Raw genomic sequence first — 22,062 nt, 5'->3', positions numbered from 1 at the left:
TCGGCCGCGCCATCGCGGAGCAGACCGTACCCGCCGTCACCGGATCCCCTGCCCGACCCGGTCCGCCGCCATGACCGTGCAAGCCGTCCCCGCCGCGGCTTCAAGGGCCGTGCTCGCCCTGATGCCCGCCCGTACGGGAGCAGAGGGCACCGTCGGATGCGTGCCGGCGGGGCGTCGCTGGGCGCCGGCGATCCGGCGGCCGGAGTCCTCCGACAGGGCCGCCAGGGCCGCGGAGGCCGCCGTGGAGGCGCTCAGGTCCAGGCGGGCGCTGGTGCCGCGGGCCCGGTGGTGCAGTTCGTCGGCGGCCAGGCGCAGCAGTTGCGGGAGCAGGTCCTGGGAGCGCCGGGCCACCCAGGCGGTGCCGGCCGTGGCCAGCCAGAGCAGGCTAGCCGCCCGGGTGGGGGCGGGGAACTCCGGTGCCGGGGACGGCGGTCGGCCCGTCGCCCGGCCCGCCTCGCTGAGCAGCACGTGGAAGCGGACCGCCAGCTGCCGGTGGCCGCGCTCGCCGGGGTGCAGCCGGTCGGCGCTCCACAGGGTCCGGTCGCTGATCCAGGCACCGTCCGTGGCGTCCAGGTGGACGGCGCCGTAGCGCTCGGACAGAGCGTGGACGACCGTGTTGACGGCCCGTTGCCGGCGGGCCAGCGGACGGGCGAGGGCGCTCGGCAGACCGAGCATCGCGCCGGGATCCGGCAGGCAGGCCGTGAGCAGGGTGGCGCCCTCGCGGGTGAACGCCGCGTAGACCTCGTCGAGGCGGGCGGCCACTGCCTGGATGTCGAAGGTGCGGCGCAGCGTGTCGTTGACGCCGATCACCACCGACACCAGGTCGGGACGGAGTTCGAGTGCGGCCGGAGTCTGCCGCTCCAGGACGTCGCGGGTCTGCGCGCCGCTGACCGCGAGCTTGGTGAACTCCACGGCACCGGGGGTCTCGGCGAGGGCGGGCGCCAGCAGCGCGGCCCAGCCCCGCCAGCCGTCCCCGGCGGGATCGCCCACGCCCTCGGTCAGCGAGTCCCCGAGGGCGACGAAGCGGACGGGGCTCATGCCACGCCCTCCGGCACGTCGCGACGGGCACCGCCGGGGCGGAGCAGTTCCGCGTCGTGGGCCGCGAGGAACGCCTCCACGGCCGTACCCCAGCCGAAGCACTCCGCACGCGCGCGTGCCGCCTCCCGCCGGGCGCTCTCACCGCGGTCCAGGAGCAGTTCCACGGCGTCCGCGAACGCCTCGCCGCGGTCGGCCGCGGTCGCCCCGGCGGAGCCGATGACCTCGGGCAGCGCGGACGACGCGCTCGCCACGACGGGCGTACCGCACGCCATGGCCTCCAGTGCGGCGAGCCCGAAGGTCTCGGCGGGCCCGGGCGCGAGGGCGATGTCCGCACTCGCCTGGAGGGCGCCGAGCGCGGCCCGGTCGGAGACGTGTCCGAGGAACGTCACCGGCAGCCCGTGCTCCCGCGCGCGCTGTTCCAGCCGGGCCCTGAGCGGCCCGTCCCCGGCCACCACGAGCACCGCGCGCCGCCCGCGTCGTATGAGCGCGTCCAGGGCGTCCAGGGCGGTGCCGGGGCGCTTCTCGACGGACAGCCGGGAGCACATCACGAGCAGCACCTCGTCCCCGCGCGCGTGCCGGGTACGCAGGCCCGGGTCGCGCAGGGCGGGGTGGCGTTCCATCAGGTCGACGCCCAGGGGGGCGCGTACGACGTTGCGTGCGCCGATGCGGACGAACTCCCGCTCGGCGAACTCCGTGGTGCACACCACCCGTGAGTAGACGTGCGCGGTACGGGTGTTGAGAGCGTCGGCGGCCCGGCGGGAGAGGTGCTCGGGCAGGCCCCAGGTGCGCAGGACGCCGTCGGCGGTCTCGTGGGAGACCATCACGGCGGGCACCCGCGCGCGGCGGGCCCAGCGGCCGGTCCAGCGCAGGGTCGTGCGGTCGGAGACCTCCAGGCGGTCCGGCGCGAGCTCCTCCAGCAGGGCGGCCACGCGCCGCTTGTCGGTGAGGACGCGGTAGCCGCCGGTGCCGGGCAGCAGCGGGCCGGGCAGGGTGATGACGCGGCCCTGCTCGGTGTCACGGTCGGTGTGCCGTTCGCCGGGCACGATCAGGACGGGTTCGTGGCCCGCCGCCCGGAAGCCCTTGCCCAGCTCGCGCAGGGCGGTACGCAGGCCGCCGGAGGCGGGGGCGACGAAGTTGGCGAGCCGGACGATACGCAGGGACTGGCCGGTCATGCCGCCACCGCCGTCTTCCGTGCCGCGAGCACGTCGTCGTAGTGGGCGATCAGCTGGTCGCCGACGGCGGCCCAGGTGCGGCCCTCGACCATCGTGCGCGCGGCGGCGCCGAACGCCCTGCGCCGCTCCGGGTTGGCGGCCAGTTCGCGGACGGCCGCCTCGACGGCGCCGGCGTCGCGCGGCGGGACCAGGTATCCGGTGCGGCCGTGGGCAACCAGGTCGAGCGGGCCGCCGGCGGCGGGTGCGACCACCGGGACCCCGCTGGCCATGGCCTCCTGGACGGTCTGGCAGAACGTCTCGAACGGGCCGGTGTGCGCGAACACGTCCAGCGAGGCGAAGATCCGCGCGAGGTCGTCGCCGGTGCGGCGGCCGAGGAAGACGGCGCCGGGCAGGGCCTCGCTGAGGTGTGCGTGGCTGGGCCCGTCGCCGACGACCACGACCTTGACGCCTTCCAGAGCGCAGGCGCCGGCGAGGAGTTCGACGTGCTTCTCGGGGGCGAGCCGGCCGACGTAGCCGACGATCAGCTCGCCGTTGGGGGCGAGTTCGCGGCGCAGCGCCGCATCACGCAGATCTGGCCGGAAACGTACGGTGTCCACGCCGCGCGGCCACAGCCGGACCCGGGGCACGCCGTGCTCCTCCAGATCGATGAGGGCGGCGCTGGAGGGGGCGAGGGTGCGGTCGGCGGCGGCGTGCACGGAGCGGATCCGCCGCCAGGCGGCCGCCTCGCCGGCACCCATGTAGGTGCGGGCGTATCCGGCCAGGTCGGTCTGGTAGACGGCGACGGCGGGGATGCCCAGCTTGGCGGCGGCGGCCATGCCGCGCACGCCGAGGACGAAGGGGCTGGCGAGATGGACCACGTCGGGGCGGTGTTGGACGAGCGCGGCGGCGAGGCGCCGGCTGGGCAGGGCGACGCGGACCTGGGGATAGCCGGGGAGCGGGAGGGAGGGGATCCGGACGACCGGGCACGGGGCGTCCGTGTCCGGTCCGCTGCCCGGAGCGGGGGCGGGGGCGACGACGAGCGGATGGTGACCGCGATCTACGAGGTGCCGGGCGGTCTGGAGCGCGCAGTGGGCCACGCCGTTCACATCGGGGGGAAAGGATTCGGTCACGATGACGACACGCATACCGGTGTTGTCGCCGCGCCGGACGTGGCCGCGTCAACGTCGATCTTTCCGCCCGGGGAACGTCCCATGAGCGTTGAGCTGCACACCCGCGCAGGTCAGGCGGCCGTCATGACCGCCTGACCTGCGGGACACCCGGTGTTCACCCGGCGGGCGGGCGTCCGCCCGGGCCGAGTGCATGCGGGAGGTCAGCCGAGGGCGGCGTCGGGTCCGAAGCGGCTGCGCACCGCCGTCTGTACCTCCGCCTCCTCGGCCGGATCGGCGGCCAGGCGGCGCAGGCGCTCCACGACCCGGGCGTCACCGGTCTCGGCGTGCCGGGCGGCGATTTCGCGGGTGGTCTCCTCGCAGTCCCACAGGCATTCGACGGCGAAGCCGGTGGCGAAGGAGGGGTCGGTCGCGGCCAGGGCCCGGGCGGCGCGGCCGCGCAGATGGGAGGAGGCCGTCTCACGGTAGATGTGGCGCAGGACGGGGGCCGCGCAGGCGATGCCGAGACGTCCGGCGCCGTCGACGAGGGTCCACAGCGTGGGTGCGTCCGGGCCCTCGCCGCGTACGGCCTCACGAAGGGCACCGAGGACGAGGTCGCGGTCCTGGACGCCGCCGTGGCAGGCGAGTATGCGTCCGGCGGCGGCGCCGAGCGCGTCGGGGCGCTGGGCCCAGCCGCGGGCACGGTCGACGACGGCGACGCCGCGCATCCGTTCGAAGGCGTCGACGGCGGCCTCCACGACGACGGTGGTGCCGTCGGCGACGGCGGCCTCGATCAGGCCGAGGGCGTCGGGGTCGTTGCTGTCGGCGAGATAGCGCAGCGCGGTGCAGCGGGCGCCGTCGATGCCGTCGCGGGCGGCCTGGACGATCTCCGGCCGGTCCTCGGGGCCGGCCACGGCGACCAGACACCGGGCGGCCGGCACATGGAGGGCGGCGCCGCGGTCCAGGCCCGCTTGCGCCCATTCGAAGACGGCGCGCACGCTCCAGCCGGGGCGCGGGCCGCTGGGCCGCATCTGGCGCTGCCAGCGGTCGAAACAGCCGGTCTCCTGGGCGGCACGCACGCGCGTGGCGATCGATTCGCGCGGATCCTCCGCCCACAGGCGCCATGGCCGCGGCTCGAAGGCGTCGCGGACGGCGGCGGCCAGCTCGGCCTCGCCCTCCGCGTCGGCGGGGAAGCGGGCCAGGACGGGCGCGGCGAGGGCACGCAGGCCCGCGTCGTCGTCCCTGAGGGCCAGCTCGTCCAGGGCCCAGGCCCAGTTGGACCCGTGGGCGGCGTACCGGCGCAGCAGTTCGAGCGCGTCCCGCCTGCCGTAGGAGGCGAGGTGCCCGAGGACGGCCAGGGCGAGGCCGGTGCGGGACTCGTCGGTGTCGAGGACGTCCTCGGGGTCGAAGAGGTGCGCCTCGATCGCGTCCAGCTCGCCGTTCAGGTCGAGGTAGAGCCGGGCGTAGTAGAGGGAGCGGTTCTCCACCTGCCAGTCGTGGCGGGGATCGCGCAGCACACAGTGGTCCAGGGCCGCGAGGGCTTCGGCGCGCGGGGCGGTGAGCGCGTGCAGTGTGCCGTCGCCGCGGCCCCGCTGGAGCAGGCCGAGCAGCGTACCGCTGGGCGCTATGACCGGATCGAACATGGGAAACAGCCTCACATCAAGCGTCGACGCATCCGGGGAACACGCACTACCTGGCCGCGTGACACAACGTCGGAGCGCCCGCCGTCTCTTGCTTGCTGTAGACCATCTCTCTCTGCCTCTCGTCGGTGGCCCATGCGGACCGCATCACGGCCCGCGCGGTGCGGCAACCCCTGCCCAGCCATCGCGTCCGTGAACCACGTCGCCATGATGACCCGGCCGTTTGCGCTGCCGCGACCGTATTTCCGGCGGCCCTTTACCGCCTCCCCCGTTTTCCGTGTCGTACCTGGTCAGGACAGGCGCGTCAGCGCGCGCCGAACAGCTCCAGGAGTTCTGTCTTGCCGAACATGCGGGCGGTGTCGAGGGCCGACGGCGTCCCCGCCGCCGGGTCGGCGCCGCCCTCCAGGAGCGCCTTGATCACTTCCGTCTCGCCCTTGAAGACGGCGCCCGCGAGCGGGGTCTGGCCCCGGTCGTTGATCTGGTCCGCCGCGGCGCCCCGGGCGAGGAGGGCGCGTACCGCGTCGGCGTGACCGTGGTAGGCGGCGAGCATCACCAGGGAGTCGCCGCGGTCGTTGGTGAGGTTGGCCGGAACGCCGGCGTCGACGTACGCGACGAGCGCCTCGGTCTGCCCCTGCCGGGCCAGATCGAAGATCTTGGTCGCCAGCTCCACGACCTCGGGGTCGGGGGCTTCACTCATCGGCCGGACCGCCTCTCCTGGGAACTTCGGGGACTGCAGGGAGCGTACGGCAGCGCGAGCGGAACGCGGCCGTACGAGTGAATCGCCAGGGTACTGGCTCGCGCGGCACATGACCCGTTGTGCCCGAGGTAAAGATCACCGACAGGCGCCGCCGGAGGCAACCGCCCAGCTCAGCCGGGCCGTGGTCCGCTCCGCCGACCGGGCGAAATCAACCAGATTTCACCCAGTTGCACCTTTAATAGTATAGATACATGCTGTGATCCTGGAAGAACTCAGGGTGACTGTCCCCCCTCGACACCAGGAGGCCTCAAATGATCCTCTCCATCTCGGGCGTCATGCTGCTCGGCGTCGTCGTCTTCCTCTTCTTCCGCAAGGACGGCCTCAAGGGCTCACACGCCTGCACCTCGGCCCTGTTCGGCTTCTACCTCGCCAACACGGGCATCGCCCCGAGCATCAAGGCAGGCGGCGAGAGCCTGGCGAGTCTCCTCGGCGGCATCAAGTTCTGACCCCGCTCGTCCCGCCCGCACGCACCGTCAGGAGACAGCAGTGGCCCGGCGCCCTCTCCCCCGCATCCTGAGCAAGGACAGCGCCCAGATCGCCCGGACGCAGCTCGCCCGGAGCCGGGAGCTGGCCCGGACGGCGGCCGACAGCGCGACCGATGTCCTCCACCCGCTGATCACCGTTACGCGCGGGCTGCGCCGGCTGGCCTCGGCCGGGCGGCGCAGATGGACGGACACGCCCCAGGACAAGCGTGGGCCCCTGCTGTTCCTCGTGGCCTCCGTCGTCCTGGCCGTGGCGCTGATGCCGTACGGACCGCTGCTCGCCGTCATCACCGTGATGGCGGCGGCGGCCTGGCAGGGCCGCGACCGCACCCCGCCGGCCCCGGAAGGACCCGACGAGTCCCAGACCGAACGGCTCCAGTCCCTCTACGAAGCCCTGGTGCCGCACTTCTCCGGCCCCGAGGACCCGGCGCCGCTGTACGCGCACGGCGGGGAATGGCAGAAGGCCTTCACCACTCACGAGTTCGACGAGGCCGGGCGCGTCGGCCACCTGGCGATCCGTTATCCCGCGTACTTCCCGGACGGCGAGCCCGAGGCCCGCACGCGGATCGAGCAACTGCTCACCGCGAAGGCCGGCCGGGGCCGCGAGTACCGGTTCGTGTGGGACGAGGAGGGCAACCAGCTCACCGTCGCCGTCCTGCCTCCCCTGCCCGCCGACATCCCGGCCCAGCACTTCGTCACCGCGCCCGGCGAGACCGTCCTCGGCTTCACCGACCCCAGCGAGGTCCAGCGCACACTCCCCCTCTCCTACGGGGAGGAGCAGATCGACGTGCCACCGGTCGTCTGGCGCACCGGCATCCGCTCCACCGAGCCGCACCTGCTGGCCATGGGACAGCCCGGCAGCGGCACCTCGACCCTGCTGCGCTCGATCGCCCTGCAGGCCCTCCGGCACGGCGACGTCCTGATCGTGGACGGCGGCGGCACCGGCGAGTACGCGTGCCTGACCGGCCGGGACGGCGTGCTGGCCGTGGAGTGCGCGCTGCCCGGTGCGCTGGCGAGCCTGGAGTGGGCGGCACAGGAGACCGAGCGGCGGCTCATCGCCGTCAACCTGGCCCGGCAGGCGGGCGAACCGCCACCGGCCGACGCCCGCCGCCCGCTGTGGATCATGCTGGACCGCCCGTCCGTCTTCGCCCACCTCGCCGCGGCGGACGGCCGCAAGGATCCGCAGGCGCTGCTCCAGGTGCCGCTGCGGCACGGCCGGGCGGCGAACGTGACCGTCGTCGTGGCCGAGCAGTTCGACAGCGCGGAGGCGCTGGGCGAGGCGGTACGGCAGCACACACGCGCGCGTGTCGTGCTCGGGCCCGCGGCGCCCCGGCAGGTGGAGGCGGTACTGGGCGCCCCGCCGCACACCACACCGCTCGGGCATGTGCCACCGGGGCGGGGGTACGCGCGGCTGGGGTCGGGTCCGGTGCACCGGCTTCAGGTGCCGCGTACGCCGGATCCGTACGACGACGCGACCAGTGACGCCGACCGGCAGGCGGTGCTGGAGTTGCTGCCGGCGCGGGCCACTGCCGTGGGGGCTGAGCCGACGGAGCCGCCGCAGCCGACGGATCTCACGAAGCCGGCGGATCTCACGAAACCGGCGGTGGCTGCGGAGGCTGCGGTGGCCGCGGACGCTGCGGGGTAGCGCCGTCGGGGTTCGGGCCGGCTGCCGGGCGCGGATCCGTCGTGGCTTGTCGCGCCCACGCGGCGGAGCCGCATGTCAACACAGCCCCGCGCCCCTGGGGAGCCGCAGCTGGAGCGCCCCGAAGGGGCGCGGGGAACTGCGCGAACAACCCCCACGCACCCGCAGCCGCCGACGCGCAGCGCGCCCCGAGTTGTCAGGCGCCCGGCTACGCCACGAACGTGCCCGGCGCCTCCACACCCCCCGTACCACCGCTCTCCACCAGCCGAGCCGCCGCCGCGAGGCGGACCGCCGCCTCCTCCGCCACCGCTCCCCCGACGGTGAACGGCAGCCGGAGATAGCCCTCGAACGCGCCGTCCACGCCGAAGCGGGGGCCGGACGGGACGCGGACGCCGGTCCGCTCGCCGGCTTCGGCGAGGCGGGAGCCGGACAGGCCGCCGGCGCGGACCCACAGGGTCAGCCCGCCCTTCGGCACGCTGAACTCCCACGTCGGCAGCTCGCGCCGCAGCGCAGCCACCAGCGCGTCCCGGTTCTCCCGGGCCTGGGCCCGGCGCAGCTCCACCGCCTGCTCCCAACCCCCCGTGCTGAACAGCCAGTTGACGGCGAGCTGTTCCAGCACCGGCGTACCGAGGTCGGCGTACGCCCGAGCGGCGACCAGGCTGCGGATGACGTCCGGCGCCGCCCGCACCCAGCCGATCCGCATGCCCGCCCAGAACGCCTTGCTCGCCGAGCCGACCGTGATGACGGTCGAGCCGGCCGGGTCGAAGGCGCACACCCGGCGCGGCATCCCGCTGTCCGCGAGCTCCTCGTCGAGCCACAGCTCGGTCATCGTCTCGTCGGCGACCAGCACCGTGCCGGCCGAACGCGCCGCGTCCACCAGCCGGCGCCGCTGGTCCTCGTCGGCGAGCGCACCGGTGGGGTTGTGGAAGTCGGCGACGACGTACGCGAGGCGGGGTGCGGCCTCGCGCAGGACCTGGCGCCAGCGGTCCAGGTCCCAGCCGGACAGCCCCTCGGCCATCGCGACGGGCACCAGGCGGGCACCGGCCTCCCGCATCAGCTGCAGAATGTTGGCGTACGACGGGGATTCCACGGCGATCCGCTCGCCGCGCCCCGCGAAGAGGTGGCAGATGGCGTCGATGGCGCCCATCGCGCCGGTCGTCACCATGATCTGCTCGGGCATGGTGGGGATCCCGCAGGCGGTGTAGCGCTCGGCGATCATCGAGCGCAGCGCGGGCAGGCCGGCCGGGTAGTCGCCGTGCGTGTGGGCGTACGGCGGCAGTTCCTCCAGGGCGCCCTGTACGGCGCGGGTCAGCCACGGCTCGGGAGCCGGCAGTGAGGCACAGCCCAGGTCGATCATCGAGCCCAGGGCCTCGGGCGGCAGCGGCTCTAGACCACGGGCGGGCAGCGGATTGCCGGCCGGGACGGCGGTCCAGCTGCCGGCGCCGCGCCGGGACTCCAGGAAGCCCTCGCCGCGCAGCGCCTCGTACGCGGCCGCGACGGTGGTGCGGCTGACGGAGAGCGCGAGGGCCAGTTCGCGTTCGGCGGGCAGGCGGGCGGCCACCGGTACGCGACCCTCGAGCACCAGCAGCCGGATGCCGTCGGCGAGGGCGCGGTAGGCGGGCGGACGGCGGGTGCCCGGGCCGGCCGGGCGGTCCTGCTGGGACTTGAGCAGCCGGGCGAGCTGCGCGGCTCCCATCGCAGAGGTCCACTGCGCCACGACAATCAGTCCACCTTCCCCGAATTGGCCATGGATGACGATTCTTCCCAAGCCACAGAGTGACATGCGTCAGGCCACTGCCACCACCCAGGGGGGTACTTCATGTCCACTCGGCGCCGTACCGGACGACGGTTGATCCAGTTGTACGCCGGTCTCGCGCTCTACGGCGCGAGTTCCGCGCTGCTCGTCGACGCGGGTCTGGGCCTGGAGCCCTGGAACGTGCTGCACCAGGGCCTCGCCGAGCTCACCGGGCTGACCATCGGGGTGGTGTCGATCATCGTGGGAGCCGCGGTGCTGCTGCTGTGGATCCCGCTGCACCAGCGGCCCGGGCTCGGCACCGTCTCGAACGTCTTCGTCGTCGGCCTCGCGATGGACGGCACGCTCGCCCTCGTGCCGGACGCGCACTCCCTCACCGTCCGCGTCCCGCTGCTGCTCGCGGGGATCGTGCTGAACGGCGCGGCGACCGGCCTCTACATCGCCGCGCGCTTCGGCCCGGGCCCCCGCGACGGGCTGATGACCGGGTTGCACCGGCGCACCGGGCGCTCCATCCGGCTGATGCGGACGGGGATCGAGGTCGCGGTGGTGGTCACCGGGTTCCTGCTGGGCGGCACCATCGGCGTCGGCACCGTGCTCTACGCGGTGTCGATCGGGCCGCTGGCGCAGCTGTTCCTGCGGGTGTTCGCCGTCCCGGCCGCACCGGGCGGCAGTACGGTCGTTGCCACCGCGACACCGGAGCAGGTCATACTGCGATCGTGAGCCTCACGACACCGTCCATACGCCACCCCTACCTCGACCATCCCGGACCGATCGCCTTCGCCCACCGGGGCGGGGCCGCCGACGGGCTGGAGAACACCGTGGCGCAGTTCCGGCGCGCGGTCGAGCTGGGCTACCGCTACATCGAGACCGACGTGCACGCCACGGCCGACGGCCGGCTCGTCGCCTTCCACGACTCGACGCTGGACCGGGTCACCGACGGTGCGGGCCGCATCGCGGACCTGCCGTGGGAGGACGTACGGCAGGCACGCGTGGCCGGGCGTGAACCGGTGCCGCTGTTCGACGAGTTGCTGGAGACCTTCCCCGCGGTCCGCTGGAACGTCGACGTCAAGGCCGAGCCCGCCCTGCGCCCCTTGCTGGAGCTGATCGAGCGCACGGGCGCCTGGGACCGGGTCTGCGTGGGCTCGTTCTCCGAGGCGCGGGTGCTGCGCGCCCAGCGGCTGGCCGGGCCGAAGCTGGCCACCTCGTTCGGCACCCGTGGGGTGCTCAATCTGCGGCTGCGCTCCTGGGGCCTGCCGGCCGCCGTGCGCCGGTCCGCCGTCGCCGCGCAGGTACCCGAGGCCCAGTCGGGCGTCCCGGTGGTCGACCACCGCTTCGTCCGCGCCGCCCACGCGTACGGGCTGCAGGTGCACGTGTGGACGATCAACGAGCCCGAGCGCATGCACCGGCTCCTGGACCTGGGAGTCGATGGCATCATGACCGATCACATCGACACGTTGCGCAAGGTCATGGAGGAGCGCGGCGTCTGGGTCTGACCACCCGGCCGCCGGCCCGAGCCTTCGCACTTGAAGCAGTTGAGCGGGGAAGCGAGGGCAAGGGGTGGGCACGGACACCGTGCGGAGGGACGCGGCGGAGGACACCGCCGGCCTCCGGCGCGAGCAGCGCGGCTGGTACTTCTACGACTGGGCGTGCTCGGTCTATTCGACGAGCGTGGTGACGGTCTTCCTGGGGCCGTACCTCACGGCGGTGGCCAAGCGGGCCGCGGACGCCCACGGCTATGTGCATCCGCTGGGCGTCCCGGTCCGGGCGGGGTCCTTCTTCGCCTACACGGTGTCCCTGTCGGTGATCATCGCCGTCGTGGTCATGCCGATCGTGGGCAGCGCCGCCGACCGCACCGGCCGCAAGAAGCCGCTCCTCGCGGCGGCGGCGTACACCGGGGCCGCCGCGACCACGGGCATGTTCTTCCTGGACGGCGACCGGTATCTGCTCGGTGGGGCGCTGCTGGTGGTGGCCAACGCGGCGCAGTCCGTCGGGATGATGCTCTACAACTCCTACCTGCCGCAGATCGCCCCGCCCGAGCAGCGCGACGCGGTCTCCTCACGGGGCTGGGCCTTCGGCTACGCGGCGGGTTCCACGGTGCTGGTCGCCAACCTGGTCCTGTACTCGGCGCACGGCTCCTTCGGCCTGACCGAGACGGCCGCGGTCCGCGTCTGCCTGGCCTCGGCGGGCCTGTGGTGGGGTGCGTTCACGCTCGTACCGCTGCGCAGGCTGCGCGACCGGCACGCGCGCGTGGACCGTGCCGCGGCGCCCGGGCTCAGGCAGCTCGCGGCGACGGTCCGGGACATGCGCCGGCACCCGCTGACGCTCGCCTTCCTGCTGGCGTACCTCATCTACAACGACGGCATCCAGACGGTGATCACCCAGGCCTCCGTCTACGGCTCGCAGGAACTGGGGCTCTCCCAGTCGACCCTCATCGTGGCCGTGCTGCTGGTGCAGGTGCTGGCCGTGGCCGGGGCGCTGGCGATGGGCCGGCTGGCGCGGACGTACGGCGCCCAGCGGACGATCCTCGGTTCGCTGGTGGCCTGGACGGCGACCCTGGCGGCCGGTTACTTCCTGCCCGCGAGGGCACCGCTGTTCTTCTTCGTGCTGGCCGGGGGGATCGGCCTGGTCCTCGGCGGCAGCCAGGCGCTGTCCCGGTCGCTGTTCTCCCACCTCGTGCCGCCCGGCAAGGAGGCCGAGTACTTCTCGGCATACGAGATGAGCGACCGCGGGATGAGCTGGCTCGGGCCGCTGCTGTTCGGCATGACGTACCAGCTGACCGGAAGCTATCGGTCCGCCATCATTTCGCTGGTGGCCTTCTTCGTCATCGGTTTCGTGCTGCTGGCGCGGGTCCCGGTGCGGCGGGCCATCGGCGAGGCGGGCAATCCCGTTCCGGAGAAGATTTAGCACCGATTTAGCGTTCAACGCCAAAGGGCGGTAGTGTACGCCTTTGGCCTGCCAGGCGTACCGTTACTGCGCGTCAAAGATGCCGAAACGCTGGGTGACATCTGCTAGCAGATGTGACAAACCGGGCGCCGGTGGGTAGAACAAGGGGCGGCTACGACGGCGACGCATGACCCGGAACGGGACACGGAACGGGAATCTTTACCGCCGACCGGACGTTGACCGGATGACGACGACAGCGACACCTGTCCTGTGGGCGACAAGCCCGGGAGGCACGATTCATGAGTGAGCGAGCTCTTCGCGGTACGCGCCTCGTGGTGACCAGCTACGAGACGGACCGCGGTATCGACCTGGCCCCGCGCCAGGCCGTGGAGTACGCATGCGAGAAGGGGCACCGTTTCGAGATGCCCTTCTCGGTCGAGGCGGAGATCCCGCCGGAGTGGGAGTGCAAGGTATGCGGAGCCCAGGCACTCCTCGTCGACGGCGACGGCCCTGAGGAGAAGAAGGCCAAGCCCGCGCGTACCCACTGGGACATGCTGATGGAGCGGCGCACCCGTGAGGAGCTCGAAGAGGTCCTCGAGGAGCGCCTGGCGGTTCTGCGCTCGGGGGCGATGAACATCGCCGTTCACCCTCGGGACAGCCGTAAGTCTGCATAACGCGCACATACCGCGGGCGCCGTACGTGAGGTTCACGTACGGCGCCCGCGGTTTTGGTGTGTCCTGAGGGTGTCCTGGACCGGGTCAGCGCGTCAGCGGCGGGTACTGCTCGCCCGGCTCGGGACGGTCGTCCCGGATGACCTCGCCCTGCACCACCTTGCCGTCGGGACGGTGCATCCGGGCCTGCTGGAAAGCGTCGCCGAGGCTGCCCGGGCGCGCCGTGCGCAGCCTCTTGCCCAGGGCGTTCTCCGCATACCGGCCCACGGCCTTCTGCACCGGCGGCAGCAGCAGGAGCAGTCCGGCCGCGTCGGAGACCAGTCCCGGGATGATCAGCAGCAGACCGCCGAGCATCATCAGGCCGTTTCCGCCGCCGCGCTCCGGTGAACCGCCCCGCTGCAGCGCCTCGTTCAGGCTCTGGAAGGCACGGCGGCCGGCCCGCTTGATCACCACGGAGCCGGCCATGAGGCCCGCGACGAGCAGCAGGAACACGGCGAGCCCCCCGGCCGCGCCCGCGACCAGGGTCAGCAGCCAGATCTCCAGCACCAGCCAGGCGGCGATGCCCAGCGGCAGATACCTGCGCAGCCGGGAGCGTCGGGGCCGGGCGGTGGTGTAGGGAGAGGTCGGAGCGCCAGTCGTCATGCTCCCAGTGTGCCTGGCGGCGGCTCAGCACCGGATAAGGGTGTGCCCCTACGAGTTCCGCTTGTTCCTGCCGGTGAGCTTGGCGAGCCGGTCGCTCGCGCCCCAGGCGGTGACCCGCCACAGCGCCTCGACCACGATGTTCTTGCTCATCTTGGAGTCGCCGAGTTCGCGCTCCACGAAGGTGATGGGCACCTCCACCACATGGAAGCCGGCCTTGACCGCGCGGCGGGCCAGGTCGACCTGGAAGCAGTAGCCCTGCGAGGCGACCTCGTCAAGGCCCAGACCCTCGAGCGTCTCGCGGCGGAAGGCGCGGTAGCCGCCGGTGATGTCGCGCAGCGGCAGACCGAGGGCGAGGCGGGAGTAGAAGCTGCCGCCGCGGGAGATGAACTGGCGGGACTTGGGCCAGTTCACGGTCCGCCCGCCGGGCACCCAACGCGAGCCGAGCACCAGGTCGGCGCCCTGGAGGGCGGTCAGCAGCCGGGGCAGTTCCTCGGGCTGGTGCGAGCCGTCGGCGTCCATCTCGATCAGCACGCCGTAGCCGTGCTCCATGCCCCAGCGGAAGCCCGCGAGGTAGGCGGCGCCGAGGCCTTCCTTGCCCTTGCGGTGCAGCACCTGGACGTGGTCGTCCTCGGCGGCCAGTTCGTCGGCGAGCTTGCCGGTGCCGTCGGGGCTGTTGTCGTCCGCGATGAGTACGTGCGCCTCGGGGACGGCCTTGCGTACCCGGCCCACGATGGTCTTGATGTTCTCCGCCTCGTTGTAGGTCGGAATGATCACCAAGGCCGTGCCGAGCGGACCGAAGTGCCTCCCCTGGGCCTTGGCCGCGAGGGTCCCGTCACCGTCGTTCACTGCTGCCCCTTCTGGTCGTACGCAGACGTCCACCATAGTGGCCGCCGCCTGGGTAGATGGGACAGCTCGTTCTCATGGTGGTGTCGATTCCACAAGAGTGGGGTAAGAATGCGTGTTTCCGCTCCTTGACGGGGCGTCGCTCGCGTTCCCGCCACGGCGGATGGGGGCCCGGCGCCCTTCGGGCCGACCTGGGACCCGCTGGCTGCGGATCGACCGAGAGCCGTTGTCTACTGAGCGCACGGGCCCCACCCGGGTCACACCTTGCCGACCGGCTGGAACGTTCCCTCGGCGGCGCGGGCGCTGAGCCTGGCTCCCAAGCGACGGTGCCCCGGTGCGGCACACCGTCCCTGACCCAGCAGCGCTGCGACGAGCTGTGCGAACGATCCCCGGTCGGGCGTCCGGTGGTGGACTCGGCCGAACCTACCGGCCCCCGGCCGCCGACTGTCAACAGCCCTCTGGCCTGCGGCGACTGCCCGGACGGCACGGCCTGGGGGGAGGATGCGCAGGTCGGGCGGTGGCGGGGCGGTGACGGGTCGCCACCGCGCCACCCCGGTAGATCACTCGCCCGGCCGTACGAACACCGTCCGTCCGCCCACCACGGTGCGCAGACAGACCGGCAGGTCACGGCCCGGGGTGAGGTCCGGCAGTCCGGGCGTGCCGGAGCGCGGGTCGGTCGACCAGCGGGCCACCCGGTCGTCGGGGGCCTGGACGACCAGTTCATCGGTGCGCCAGACCGCGTAGTCGGCGGGCGCGCCCGGCACCAGGACGCCGGCGTCGTCCCGGCCCACGGCCCGCCAGCCGCCACGCGTGTGCGCCGTGAAGCCGGCCCGGACGGAGATCCGGTGCCCGGGCGTGTGATGGAACGCGGCGGCACGCACGGTGCCCCACGGGTCGAGCGGGGTGACCGGGGTGTCCGAGCCGAAGGCCAGGGGCACGCCGGCGCGCAGCAGAGCCGCGAAGGGGTTGAGGGTGCGGGCCCGTTCGGCGCCCAGCCGCCGGGCGTACATGCCGTCCTCGCCGCCCCACAGCGCGTCGAAGGCGGGCTGCACGGAGGCGATCAGGCCCAGCTCGGCGAAGCCGGCGACGGTCTCGGGGGTGAGCATCTCGGCGTGCTCGACGCGATGCCGGGCGGCGCGGACGCGGGCGAGGCCGAGCTTCTCCGCCGCGGCGCGCACGCCGTCCACGACGGCGGTCACGGCGGCGTCGCCGATCGCGTGGAAGCCGGCCTGCAGGCCCGCCTCGGTGCAGGCGACGACATGGGCGGCGACGGCGGCGACGTCCAGGTAGGCGGTGCCGGAGTGGCCCGCGTCGGCGTACGGCTCGTGCAGACAGGCGGTGTGCGAGCCGAGGGCGCCGTCGGCGAACAGATCGCCCGCGGCGCCGACCGCGCCCAGCTCCCGCGCCTTTTCGACGTTCTGCTCGGCCCAGTAGCCGACGACCCGGGGGCCGGGCGCCTCGGCGGCGAGCCCGAGCAGGCCGGTGAAGTCGTCCTCGGAGGAGATCTGCGGGCCGCCGCACTCGTGCACCGAGCCGATGCCGAGGGAGGCCGCGTGGGCGAGGGCGGTGCGCTGGGCCTCGGCGCGCTGGGCCGGGGTGATGGCGGCGAGGGCGGCCTCGCGGACGGTGTGGTGCGCGTCGGCGGTGAGCGGGGCGTCCGCCCGGGGGACGTCGCCGGGGATCAGATCCAGCAGGGCGGTGGTGACGACCGCCGAGTGCACGTCGACGCGGGAGAGGTACAGCGGGCGGCCGCCGGTGGCCTCGTCGAGTTCGGCGCGGGTCGGCGGGCGGCCACCGGGCCAGCGGGCGGCGTCCCAGCCGTGGCCCAGCAGGACGCGGTCGTCCGGGCGGCCGGCGGCGAAGTCGCGGACCAGGGCGAGGGCCGCCTCCAGGGTGGGTGCGCCGGACAGGTCGAGGCCGGTCAGGGCGAGGCCGGTGGCGGTGGTGTGCACATGGGCGTCGGTGAAGGCCGGGGTCACCAGGGCGCCGTCGAGGTCGACCACCTCGTCCACGCCGTCGGCGAAGGCGTCGGCGGCGCCCTCGGAACCGACCCAGGCGACGTGGCCGCGCTCCACCACCATCGCCGTGGCGAAGGGGTCCGCGGGGCTGTGCACCTCGCCTCGGCGCAGGAGGACGGTCTTGTCGGTCTGGGGGTCGGCGGTGCGGTCGCTCATAGCGGACAGTTTCCCCTGCCGCCGGGGCGGGGCCGCACCTGGGGGCGTGCCGGAACGCGTGATCAGATCCGCGGCGGCCGTGCCTCGTACGGCGTCGACAGGACCACCGTCGTGCGCGTCGACACCCCCGCCAGGCCGCGCAGCCTCGCCAGCAGCTCCTCCAGTTCGTGCGGGGTGGCCACCCGCACCTTGAGGATGTAGTTCTCGTCGCCCGCGACACTGTGGCAGGCCTCGATCTCGGGGACGCCCGCGAGGCGGTCCGCGATGTCGTCGGGGGCGCTGGGGTCGAACGGTTTCACCGAGATGAAGGCGGTGAGCGGCAGCCCGACGGCCTCGGGGTCGACAACCGCGGCATAGCCGCGGATGACGCCACGCTGTTCCAGCCGGCGCACCCGCTGGTGCACGGCGGACGTGGACAGGCCCGTGGCCTTGCCCAGGTCGGTGTAGCTCATCCGCCCGTCCTTGACGAGCAGCTGCACGATCTGTCGGTCCAGCTCCTCCATGGCGCCAAAACCTACAGTGCGCTTGATCTCCGGGATAGCCGAGAGCGCAGGTCATAGCCGGTTCGATACAAAAGGCGCCGCACAAGGCCCGTATTACGCACCTGCACATGGCATGTGACGAACGCCACACACCCGGAGTGAGCTCCGTGATGTTCTCGTGATTACCGCCGAGGGCGGGCGGGAAGTGCTTGCTGTGGTCGAGGCCGCAGCGCCGTAACGGCCCAGCCTTAGGGGGAGAATCCCATGCAGAGTGTCCATCGCCCTGGTCGATCCGCGTCCAAGCGGCAGCAGCCCGTCGTCGAGCCCGAGCCGGAGGGCGTCGAACCCGACGCCTTCGACGACGAACCGGACGCCTACGACACCTTCGAGATGTACCGGGTGATCTGCCCGGACTGCGCCCAGCCGATCGCGCTGCTGGCGGACGAGCAGGTCCTGCCCGAGCACGCGCTGTGCGCCTCGCCGTGGAACCCGTTCGGCCTCACGGTCTGTGCGGGCACGGGCCGTGCGGCGGCCGACGCCCGCCCCGCGGACGAGTCCGGCACGCCGCAGGAGCAGGACACCGCCCTGCTGCTGACGCTCCCCCAGGGGCTTGACTGGCGTACGCAGCCCTTCTCGCACGTCGGCGGCCCGGGCTCGCGCCCGATGCGCGTACCCGCGATGCGCCGCCAGGCCGCCTGAGCCGCCTCACCGCACCCAGTACGTGCCCTGCACCATGGCACGCAGGCTGCCGTGGTGCAGGATCAGTGTGTCCGGGTCCGCCGGGACGGCGACCTCCCCGAAGTGCACCTGCCGGTAGGCGACGCGCAGCATGACGATCGCGTGCCGCAGGGCGGCGTAGAGCGTGTGGAAGTCCATGTCCCGTGGGGTGTGGCCGGTCAGACGTGCGTAGCGGGCCTCGACGCGGTCCCGTCGCAGGAAGTCCGGCAGGCCGCGCTGTCCGGAGGCGACCGTGAGGTCGTGGAAGAAGCGGTGCAGATAGACGAGCCAGCCGAGGTCGACCTCGCGCGGGGCGAGTGCCGCCATCTCCCAGTCCAGGACGGCGACGGGGTCGAAGCCGTCGTAGACGATGTTGCCGATGCGCGCGTCGCCCCAGCTGAGGACGGGCTCACCCGCCTCGCGCGGCCACAGCTCCTCCAGCCGGTCGAAGGCGGCCTCGATGAGGGGTGAGCGGGGCAGGCCGTCGATCACCCAGGCGTAGTAGGCGCGTTGGGCGGTCACGTGCCGGCGCAGCGCGTCCTCCGCACCGGGTGAGGCGAGGAACCCGGCCTCGGCGAGCGGCACTTGGCCGTGCAGGCGGGCGATCAGACCCACGGTGGCCGCCTCCAGGTGCGCGCGCTCGGCGTCGCTCGCCCCCGTGCAGCCAACTGCCCTCGTAGGTGTACGGCATGACGTCCGGCGGTACCCGCCCGGCGACCCGCTCCATGACGAAGAACGGCGCTCCCAGCGGCCCCGGGTCCTCCTCCAGCCACAGCACACGGGGTACGGGCACGTCGGTGTGCTCGGCCACCAGGCGCAGGGTGCGGTACTGGCGGGCCATGTCGTAGACGGGGAAGACGGTGTACGCCGCCGGGTCCGCCGCCAGCCGCAACGCGCAGGCGGTGCACGGCGCTTCGGGGTGCTCGAGGTCGAACAGCAGGGTTTCGCTGGACATGCCGTTGGAGGCGGGGACGGCGACGCCGGTGGCCTTGGCGCCGGGCAGCCGGGTGCCGAGCCAGGCGGTGAGGCGCCGGGTCAGATCCTCGGGGTCGCGGGTGGTGGTGCGGGGGCGCGGTGCCGTGGCCATGCCGGGCTCCTTCCTCGGAGGGCGACCGATTGCTCAAGGGCCGACGGATGCTCGGGGAACGACGGTCGCTCAGGGTGCGACCGAGTCGAAGCCGGTGAAGCCGCTCGGGTCGTGCCGGCCGAACGAGCCGTGCTCGAAGATGCCGTGACCGGTCTGTCCGTCCAGCCGGAAGCGGGCGGAGTGGTCGGTGACGCCGTAACCGGCCAGGGGGTGCGGCTGGGTCATGTCGTAGGTGCGCCGGTCGGTCCAGCCGGGCCCGCGCCAGGTCCCGTGCTGCCAGTCGTCCGCCGGCGGGTAGCCCGCGCCGAGGGCGAGCGGTGAGGAGGTGAGGATGTCGACGTCGAGCTTCCGTGATTCCCGCGCGTCCCCCAGATGGATGACCGCACGTTCCGGGTGGCGGGTGCCGGAGCGGTAGCCGATCTCGGCCTGCGGCCAGCCCAGTTGGCGGTCGCGCCGGCCGGGGCGGACCAGGGTCGCCTCGTTCAGGGAGCGGTGGCCGTCGGCGTCCTCCTGGGTGATCACCATCAGGAAGCGGTCCTCGAAACGGACCGGGCACCAGATCCAGTGGAAGCCCTCGGCGGGGTGGTCCGCGGCGAGCCGCCCGCCGTCCTCGCCCGGGACGGGGCGCACGCCCCAGCTGCGGTCCCGGGTGCCGGTCCAGTCGTCCGCGGTGACCCGGAACTCCGCTCCCCGGGCCCGGATCACGCCCTGCGCGGTGCCCGCCTGGACGAAGCGGCGGCCCTCCAGGGTGAGCCGGTCACCACGGCGCTGGAGGTGGTGCGGCTCCCAGAGCGCGGGGAAGGCGGCCGTCCAGGTGAGGTCGTACGACAGCTGCTCGTCCTCGCAGATCAGGCGCAGTTCCCGCAGCGGCCGCGGGACCTCGATGCGCAGCGGTCCGACGACGAGCCGCATCCGGTCCTCGCCCAGGGCGTCCGAGGCGCGCACGGCGTGCAGGGTGTCCCCGGTGCGCAGGGTGGCGTAGGCGTCGATCACGCCGAGGTTGGGGTAGACGCCGAGGCCGAGGATGAGCAGGGCCCGGCCGGCGTGGTCGAAGACGTGGAAGATGCAGCGGTCGTAGGCGTTCCGGTCGCCGGTCGCCACGTGCTTCATGGACAGCGGTACCTGGTGCACCGGATACTCGTCGAGCGGTACGGGACGGTCGTCGGCCACGGACACCCCCTGCAGCGATGGTCGGCTGACGGTACGTCAGTCGGCTGCAGGAGGCCAGAGCGGGGGCGGGACGCGCTGAACTGACGCTCGATTCCGAGAGGCGGTGACCTGTCCGGCCGCCGGCGCGTTGCCCAGGTATGACCGCCTTGCACTCGGCCACCGGGCGTCAGCGCCGGATCTTCCTTCCCCGCTCGGCAGAATCGGTTCCGCCGCCCGTGCCGCAGGACCCGCCCATCTACCGCGATCTCATGCGGACCTGGGCCGACCGGGGCCGGACGCTGCCGGGCCGCCACGACCCGGAGTGGATCAGGCTGGCGGCCCCGACCGTGCTCACCGGGCAGTTCAGCGGCCTTCGGGTCCCGCCACGTGACGTGCGATGACCATCCGCTGGATCTGGTTGGTGCCCTCGACGATCTGCAGGACCTTGGCCTCGCGCATGTAGCGCTCGGCCGGGAAGTCGGCGGTGTAGCCGTAGCCGCCGAGTATCTGCACGGCGTCCGTGGTGACCTTCATGGCCGTGTCGGTGCAGTGCAGCTTGGCCATGGCGGCCTGCTTGGCGAACGGCTTGCCGGCGTCACGCAGCCGCGCCGCCGCGAGGTAGAGCGCGCGGCCGGCCTCGATCTGGGTGGCCATGTCGGCGATCATGAAGCGCAGGCCCTGGAAGTCGGCGATGGGGTGGCCGAACTGGCGGCGCTCGGTGGCGTAGCGGACCGCCTCGTCCAGCGCGGCCTGGGCGAGGCCGATCGCACAGGCGGCGATGCCGAGCCGCCCGGAGTCGAGGGCGGACAGGGCGATGAAGAAGCCCTGGCCCTCCTCGCCGATCCGCCGGTCGTCGCCGACCCGGACGTTGTCGAGGTGGACCTGTGCGGTGGGCGAGCCCTTCATGCCCATCTTCTTCTCGGGCAGCGCCCCGCTCAGCCCCGGCGCGTCCCCGGGGACCAGGAAGGCGGTGATCCCGCGCGGGCCGTCCTCGCCGGTGCGGGCCATCACGGTGTAGAAGTCGGCGATGCCGCCGTGCGTGATCCAGGCCTTGGTCCCGTTGATCACCCACTGGTCGCCGTCCCGGACCGCCTTGGTGCGCAGGGAGGCCGCGTCGGAGCCCGAGGACGGCTCGGAGAGGCAGTACGCACCCAGCAGGCCGCCGCCGAGCATGGCGGGCAGGTGCTCAACCTGCTGCTGCTTGGTGCCGTAGGTGGCGAGCGCGTAGGAGGCCAGCGTGTGCACGCTGACGCCGAGGCCCACGGTGAGGCGGGCCGCGGCCAGCTCCTCCAGGACCTGGAGGTACACCTCGTAGGGCTGGTCGCCGCCGCCGTACTCGGAGTCGTACGGCAGACCGAGCAGGCCGGATTCGGACAGCAGGGTGAAGACCTCGCGCGGGAAGCGGCCCGCGTCCTCCTCCTCGGCGGCCTTCGGCGCGATCTCGCGCTGGGCGATGTCCCGGACGAGGGCGAGCAGATCCCGCGCCTCCTCCGTCGGCAGCTGACGCTCCACCGGCTGCGGGTCGCGCTCGGACATGGCGTCGGTCTCCTCCCTGGTCGGGCACCGGCGGTCTGGCCCGTCGGGTGGGGGCGGCTCCGCCTGGTCTTTCCGTGATGGCCGAAGGCGCCCGCTCCCGGGTCTCGGAAGCGGCTGACCAGCGGCTGTGCGCTGTGAGTATGCCCGATCAGCGCCCTTCCGTCACCAGTTAACGACCGCTTACTCCAAGAATCCAGCCGGAACGTTATGCAGGGGCGGAACGACCGGCGAGATTGGTCCGAACCATTGACGGAGTGGTCTAGTCCTCCTACTGTGCATGACCAACGCTTTACCGCGTTCATGCCAATC

General features: G+C 73.1%; 19 protein-coding genes and 1 pseudogene. 7 read left to right on the top strand and 13 right to left on the bottom strand.

The features are described from left to right. Nucleotides 1–36 precede the first annotated feature (36 nt). The 5 genes from FB563_RS28170 to FB563_RS28145 all read right to left on the bottom strand — a co-directional run bounded on the left by FB563_RS28170 (nt 37) and on the right by FB563_RS28145 (nt 5,632). On the bottom strand, nt 37–1,038 hold the full coding sequence (locus tag FB563_RS28170) for an SGNH/GDSL hydrolase family protein (RefSeq protein ID WP_079049067.1): 1,002 nt from the start codon (nt 1,036–1,038) through the stop codon (nt 37–39). Beyond that, nucleotides 1,035–2,210 carry a glycosyltransferase gene (locus tag FB563_RS28165; protein ID WP_055709614.1) on the bottom strand — a complete coding sequence of 392 codons (1,176 nt, stop codon included), beginning with the start codon at nt 2,208–2,210 and terminating at the stop codon, nt 1,035–1,037. The genes FB563_RS28170 and FB563_RS28165 overlap by 4 nt, the downstream gene beginning before the upstream one ends. Further along, a complete protein-coding gene (locus FB563_RS28160) occupies nt 2,207–3,334 on the bottom strand; it encodes a glycosyltransferase family 4 protein (RefSeq protein ID WP_142218959.1) in 1,128 nt (375 codons plus the stop codon). The genes FB563_RS28165 and FB563_RS28160 overlap by 4 nt, the downstream gene beginning before the upstream one ends. 185 nt (nt 3,335–3,519) lie before the next feature. Beyond that, nucleotides 3,520–4,938, bottom strand: coding sequence for a HEAT repeat domain-containing protein (locus FB563_RS28155; RefSeq protein WP_142218958.1), 1,419 nt, complete (start codon nt 4,936–4,938; stop codon nt 3,520–3,522). 301 nt (nt 4,939–5,239) lie between these two features. Beyond that, nucleotides 5,240–5,632 (bottom strand): ankyrin repeat domain-containing protein, encoded by a 393-nt coding sequence (locus FB563_RS28145; RefSeq protein WP_055706963.1) that lies wholly within the window; start codon nt 5,630–5,632, stop codon nt 5,240–5,242. A gap of 311 nt (nt 5,633–5,943) precedes the next feature. On the opposite strand from FB563_RS28145, the gene FB563_RS28135 reads away from it, so the two are divergent. Beyond that, nucleotides 5,944–6,138, top strand: coding sequence for a hypothetical protein (locus FB563_RS28135; RefSeq protein ID WP_055706964.1), 195 nt, complete (start codon nt 5,944–5,946; stop codon nt 6,136–6,138). A 40-nt stretch (nt 6,139–6,178) separates the two neighbouring features. Then, nucleotides 6,179–7,819, top strand: a complete 1,641-nt coding sequence (locus tag FB563_RS28130; protein ID WP_055706965.1) for a hypothetical protein — start codon at nt 6,179–6,181, stop codon at nt 7,817–7,819. 205 nt (nt 7,820–8,024) lie between these two features. On the opposite strand, the gene FB563_RS28125 is transcribed toward FB563_RS28130, so the two are convergent. Next, nucleotides 8,025–9,533 (bottom strand): SCO1417 family PLP biosynthesis transcription factor, encoded by a 1,509-nt coding sequence (locus FB563_RS28125; protein ID WP_055706966.1) that lies wholly within the window; start codon nt 9,531–9,533, stop codon nt 8,025–8,027. A 102-nt stretch (nt 9,534–9,635) separates the two neighbouring features. Here FB563_RS28125 and yczE point away from each other — a divergent pair, with 102 nt between their 5' ends. The 4 genes from yczE (at nt 9,636) to FB563_RS28105 (ending at nt 13,126) form a co-directional block, all read left to right on the top strand. Beyond that, nucleotides 9,636–10,289 (top strand): membrane protein YczE, encoded by a 654-nt coding sequence (gene yczE / locus FB563_RS28120; protein WP_055706967.1) that lies wholly within the window; start codon nt 9,636–9,638, stop codon nt 10,287–10,289. Beyond that, entirely contained in the window at nt 10,286–11,062 is a 777-nt protein-coding gene (locus FB563_RS28115) for a glycerophosphodiester phosphodiesterase family protein (RefSeq protein WP_055706968.1), read from the top strand. The genes yczE and FB563_RS28115 overlap by 4 nt, the downstream gene beginning before the upstream one ends. Before the next feature lie 64 nt (nt 11,063–11,126). After that, nucleotides 11,127–12,473 carry an MFS transporter gene (locus FB563_RS28110; protein WP_055706969.1) on the top strand — a complete coding sequence of 449 codons (1,347 nt, stop codon included), beginning with the start codon at nt 11,127–11,129 and terminating at the stop codon, nt 12,471–12,473. 278 nt (nt 12,474–12,751) lie between these two features. Beyond that, complete coding sequence (locus FB563_RS28105) at nt 12,752–13,126, top strand: RNA polymerase-binding protein RbpA (protein WP_003977404.1); 375 nt, start codon at nt 12,752–12,754, stop codon at nt 13,124–13,126. An 84-nt stretch (nt 13,127–13,210) separates the two neighbouring features. Here FB563_RS28105 and fxsA read toward each other — a convergent pair whose 3' ends face one another. The 4 genes from fxsA to FB563_RS28085 form a co-directional block, all read right to left on the bottom strand. Continuing rightward, nucleotides 13,211–13,765, bottom strand: coding sequence for an FxsA family membrane protein (gene fxsA, locus FB563_RS28100; protein ID WP_055706970.1), 555 nt, complete (start codon nt 13,763–13,765; stop codon nt 13,211–13,213). Between the two features lie 48 nt (nt 13,766–13,813). Beyond that, on the bottom strand, nt 13,814–14,611 hold the full coding sequence (locus tag FB563_RS28095) for a polyprenol monophosphomannose synthase (RefSeq protein WP_055706971.1): 798 nt from the start codon (nt 14,609–14,611) through the stop codon (nt 13,814–13,816). A 557-nt stretch (nt 14,612–15,168) separates the two neighbouring features. Beyond that, complete coding sequence (locus tag FB563_RS28090) at nt 15,169–16,782, bottom strand: amidohydrolase (RefSeq protein ID WP_055706972.1); 1,614 nt, start codon at nt 16,780–16,782, stop codon at nt 15,169–15,171. 62 nt (nt 16,783–16,844) lie between these two features. After that, complete coding sequence (locus tag FB563_RS28085; RefSeq protein WP_043498889.1) at nt 16,845–17,285, bottom strand: Lrp/AsnC family transcriptional regulator; 441 nt, start codon at nt 17,283–17,285, stop codon at nt 16,845–16,847. A 243-nt stretch (nt 17,286–17,528) separates the two neighbouring features. Here FB563_RS28085 and FB563_RS28080 point away from each other — a divergent pair, with 243 nt between their 5' ends. Beyond that, nucleotides 17,529–17,963, top strand: coding sequence for a hypothetical protein (locus FB563_RS28080; RefSeq protein WP_055706973.1), 435 nt, complete (start codon nt 17,529–17,531; stop codon nt 17,961–17,963). 6 nt (nt 17,964–17,969) lie between these two features. On the opposite strand, the pseudogene FB563_RS28075 reads toward FB563_RS28080, so the two are convergent. The 3 genes and pseudogenes from FB563_RS28075 to FB563_RS28060 all read right to left on the bottom strand — a co-directional run bounded on the left by FB563_RS28075 (nt 17,970) and on the right by FB563_RS28060 (nt 21,753). Continuing rightward, a pseudogene (locus FB563_RS28075) lies at nt 17,970–19,068 on the bottom strand (phosphotransferase family protein). Between the two features lie 69 nt (nt 19,069–19,137). After that, nucleotides 19,138–20,238 carry an Rv3169 family protein gene (locus FB563_RS28070; RefSeq protein ID WP_055706979.1) on the bottom strand — a complete coding sequence of 367 codons (1,101 nt, stop codon included), beginning with the start codon at nt 20,236–20,238 and terminating at the stop codon, nt 19,138–19,140. Between the two features lie 342 nt (nt 20,239–20,580). After that, nucleotides 20,581–21,753: an acyl-CoA dehydrogenase family protein gene (locus FB563_RS28060; RefSeq protein ID WP_055706975.1), complete on the bottom strand. Its 1,173-nt coding sequence runs from the start codon at nt 21,751–21,753 to the stop codon at nt 20,581–20,583. Nucleotides 21,754–22,062: the final 309 nt, after the last annotated feature.

The organism is Streptomyces puniciscabiei (genome assembly GCF_006715785.1).
Taxonomy (GTDB): domain Bacteria; phylum Actinomycetota; class Actinomycetes; order Streptomycetales; family Streptomycetaceae; genus Streptomyces; species Streptomyces puniciscabiei.
The sequence above is the reverse complement of the archived record's forward strand: the minus strand, read 5'-3'. Positions and strand labels throughout refer to the sequence as shown.

Coding starts and splice junctions, on each gene's coding strand:
- FB563_RS28170 (WP_079049067.1), bottom strand. CDS start 1,038: ATGAGCCCCGTCCGCTTCGTCGCCCTCGGGGACTCGCTGACCGAGGGC.
- FB563_RS28165 (WP_055709614.1), bottom strand. CDS start 2,210: ATGACCGGCCAGTCCCTGCGTATCGTCCGGCTCGCCAACTTCGTCGCC.
- FB563_RS28160 (WP_142218959.1), bottom strand. CDS start 3,334: ATGCGTGTCGTCATCGTGACCGAATCCTTTCCCCCCGATGTGAACGGC.
- FB563_RS28155 (WP_142218958.1), bottom strand. CDS start 4,938: ATGTTCGATCCGGTCATAGCGCCCAGCGGTACGCTGCTCGGCCTGCTC.
- FB563_RS28145 (WP_055706963.1), bottom strand. CDS start 5,632: ATGAGTGAAGCCCCCGACCCCGAGGTCGTGGAGCTGGCGACCAAGATC.
- FB563_RS28135 (WP_055706964.1), top strand. CDS start 5,944: ATGATCCTCTCCATCTCGGGCGTCATGCTGCTCGGCGTCGTCGTCTTC.
- yczE (WP_055706967.1), top strand. CDS start 9,636: ATGTCCACTCGGCGCCGTACCGGACGACGGTTGATCCAGTTGTACGCC.
- FB563_RS28105 (WP_003977404.1), top strand. CDS start 12,752: ATGAGTGAGCGAGCTCTTCGCGGTACGCGCCTCGTGGTGACCAGCTAC.
- fxsA (WP_055706970.1), bottom strand. CDS start 13,765: ATGACGACTGGCGCTCCGACCTCTCCCTACACCACCGCCCGGCCCCGA.
- FB563_RS28090 (WP_055706972.1), bottom strand. CDS start 16,782: ATGAGCGACCGCACCGCCGACCCCCAGACCGACAAGACCGTCCTCCTG.
- FB563_RS28085 (WP_043498889.1), bottom strand. CDS start 17,285: ATGGAGGAGCTGGACCGACAGATCGTGCAGCTGCTCGTCAAGGACGGG.
- FB563_RS28080 (WP_055706973.1), top strand. CDS start 17,529: ATGCAGAGTGTCCATCGCCCTGGTCGATCCGCGTCCAAGCGGCAGCAG.
- FB563_RS28060 (WP_055706975.1), bottom strand. CDS start 21,753: ATGTCCGAGCGCGACCCGCAGCCGGTGGAGCGTCAGCTGCCGACGGAG.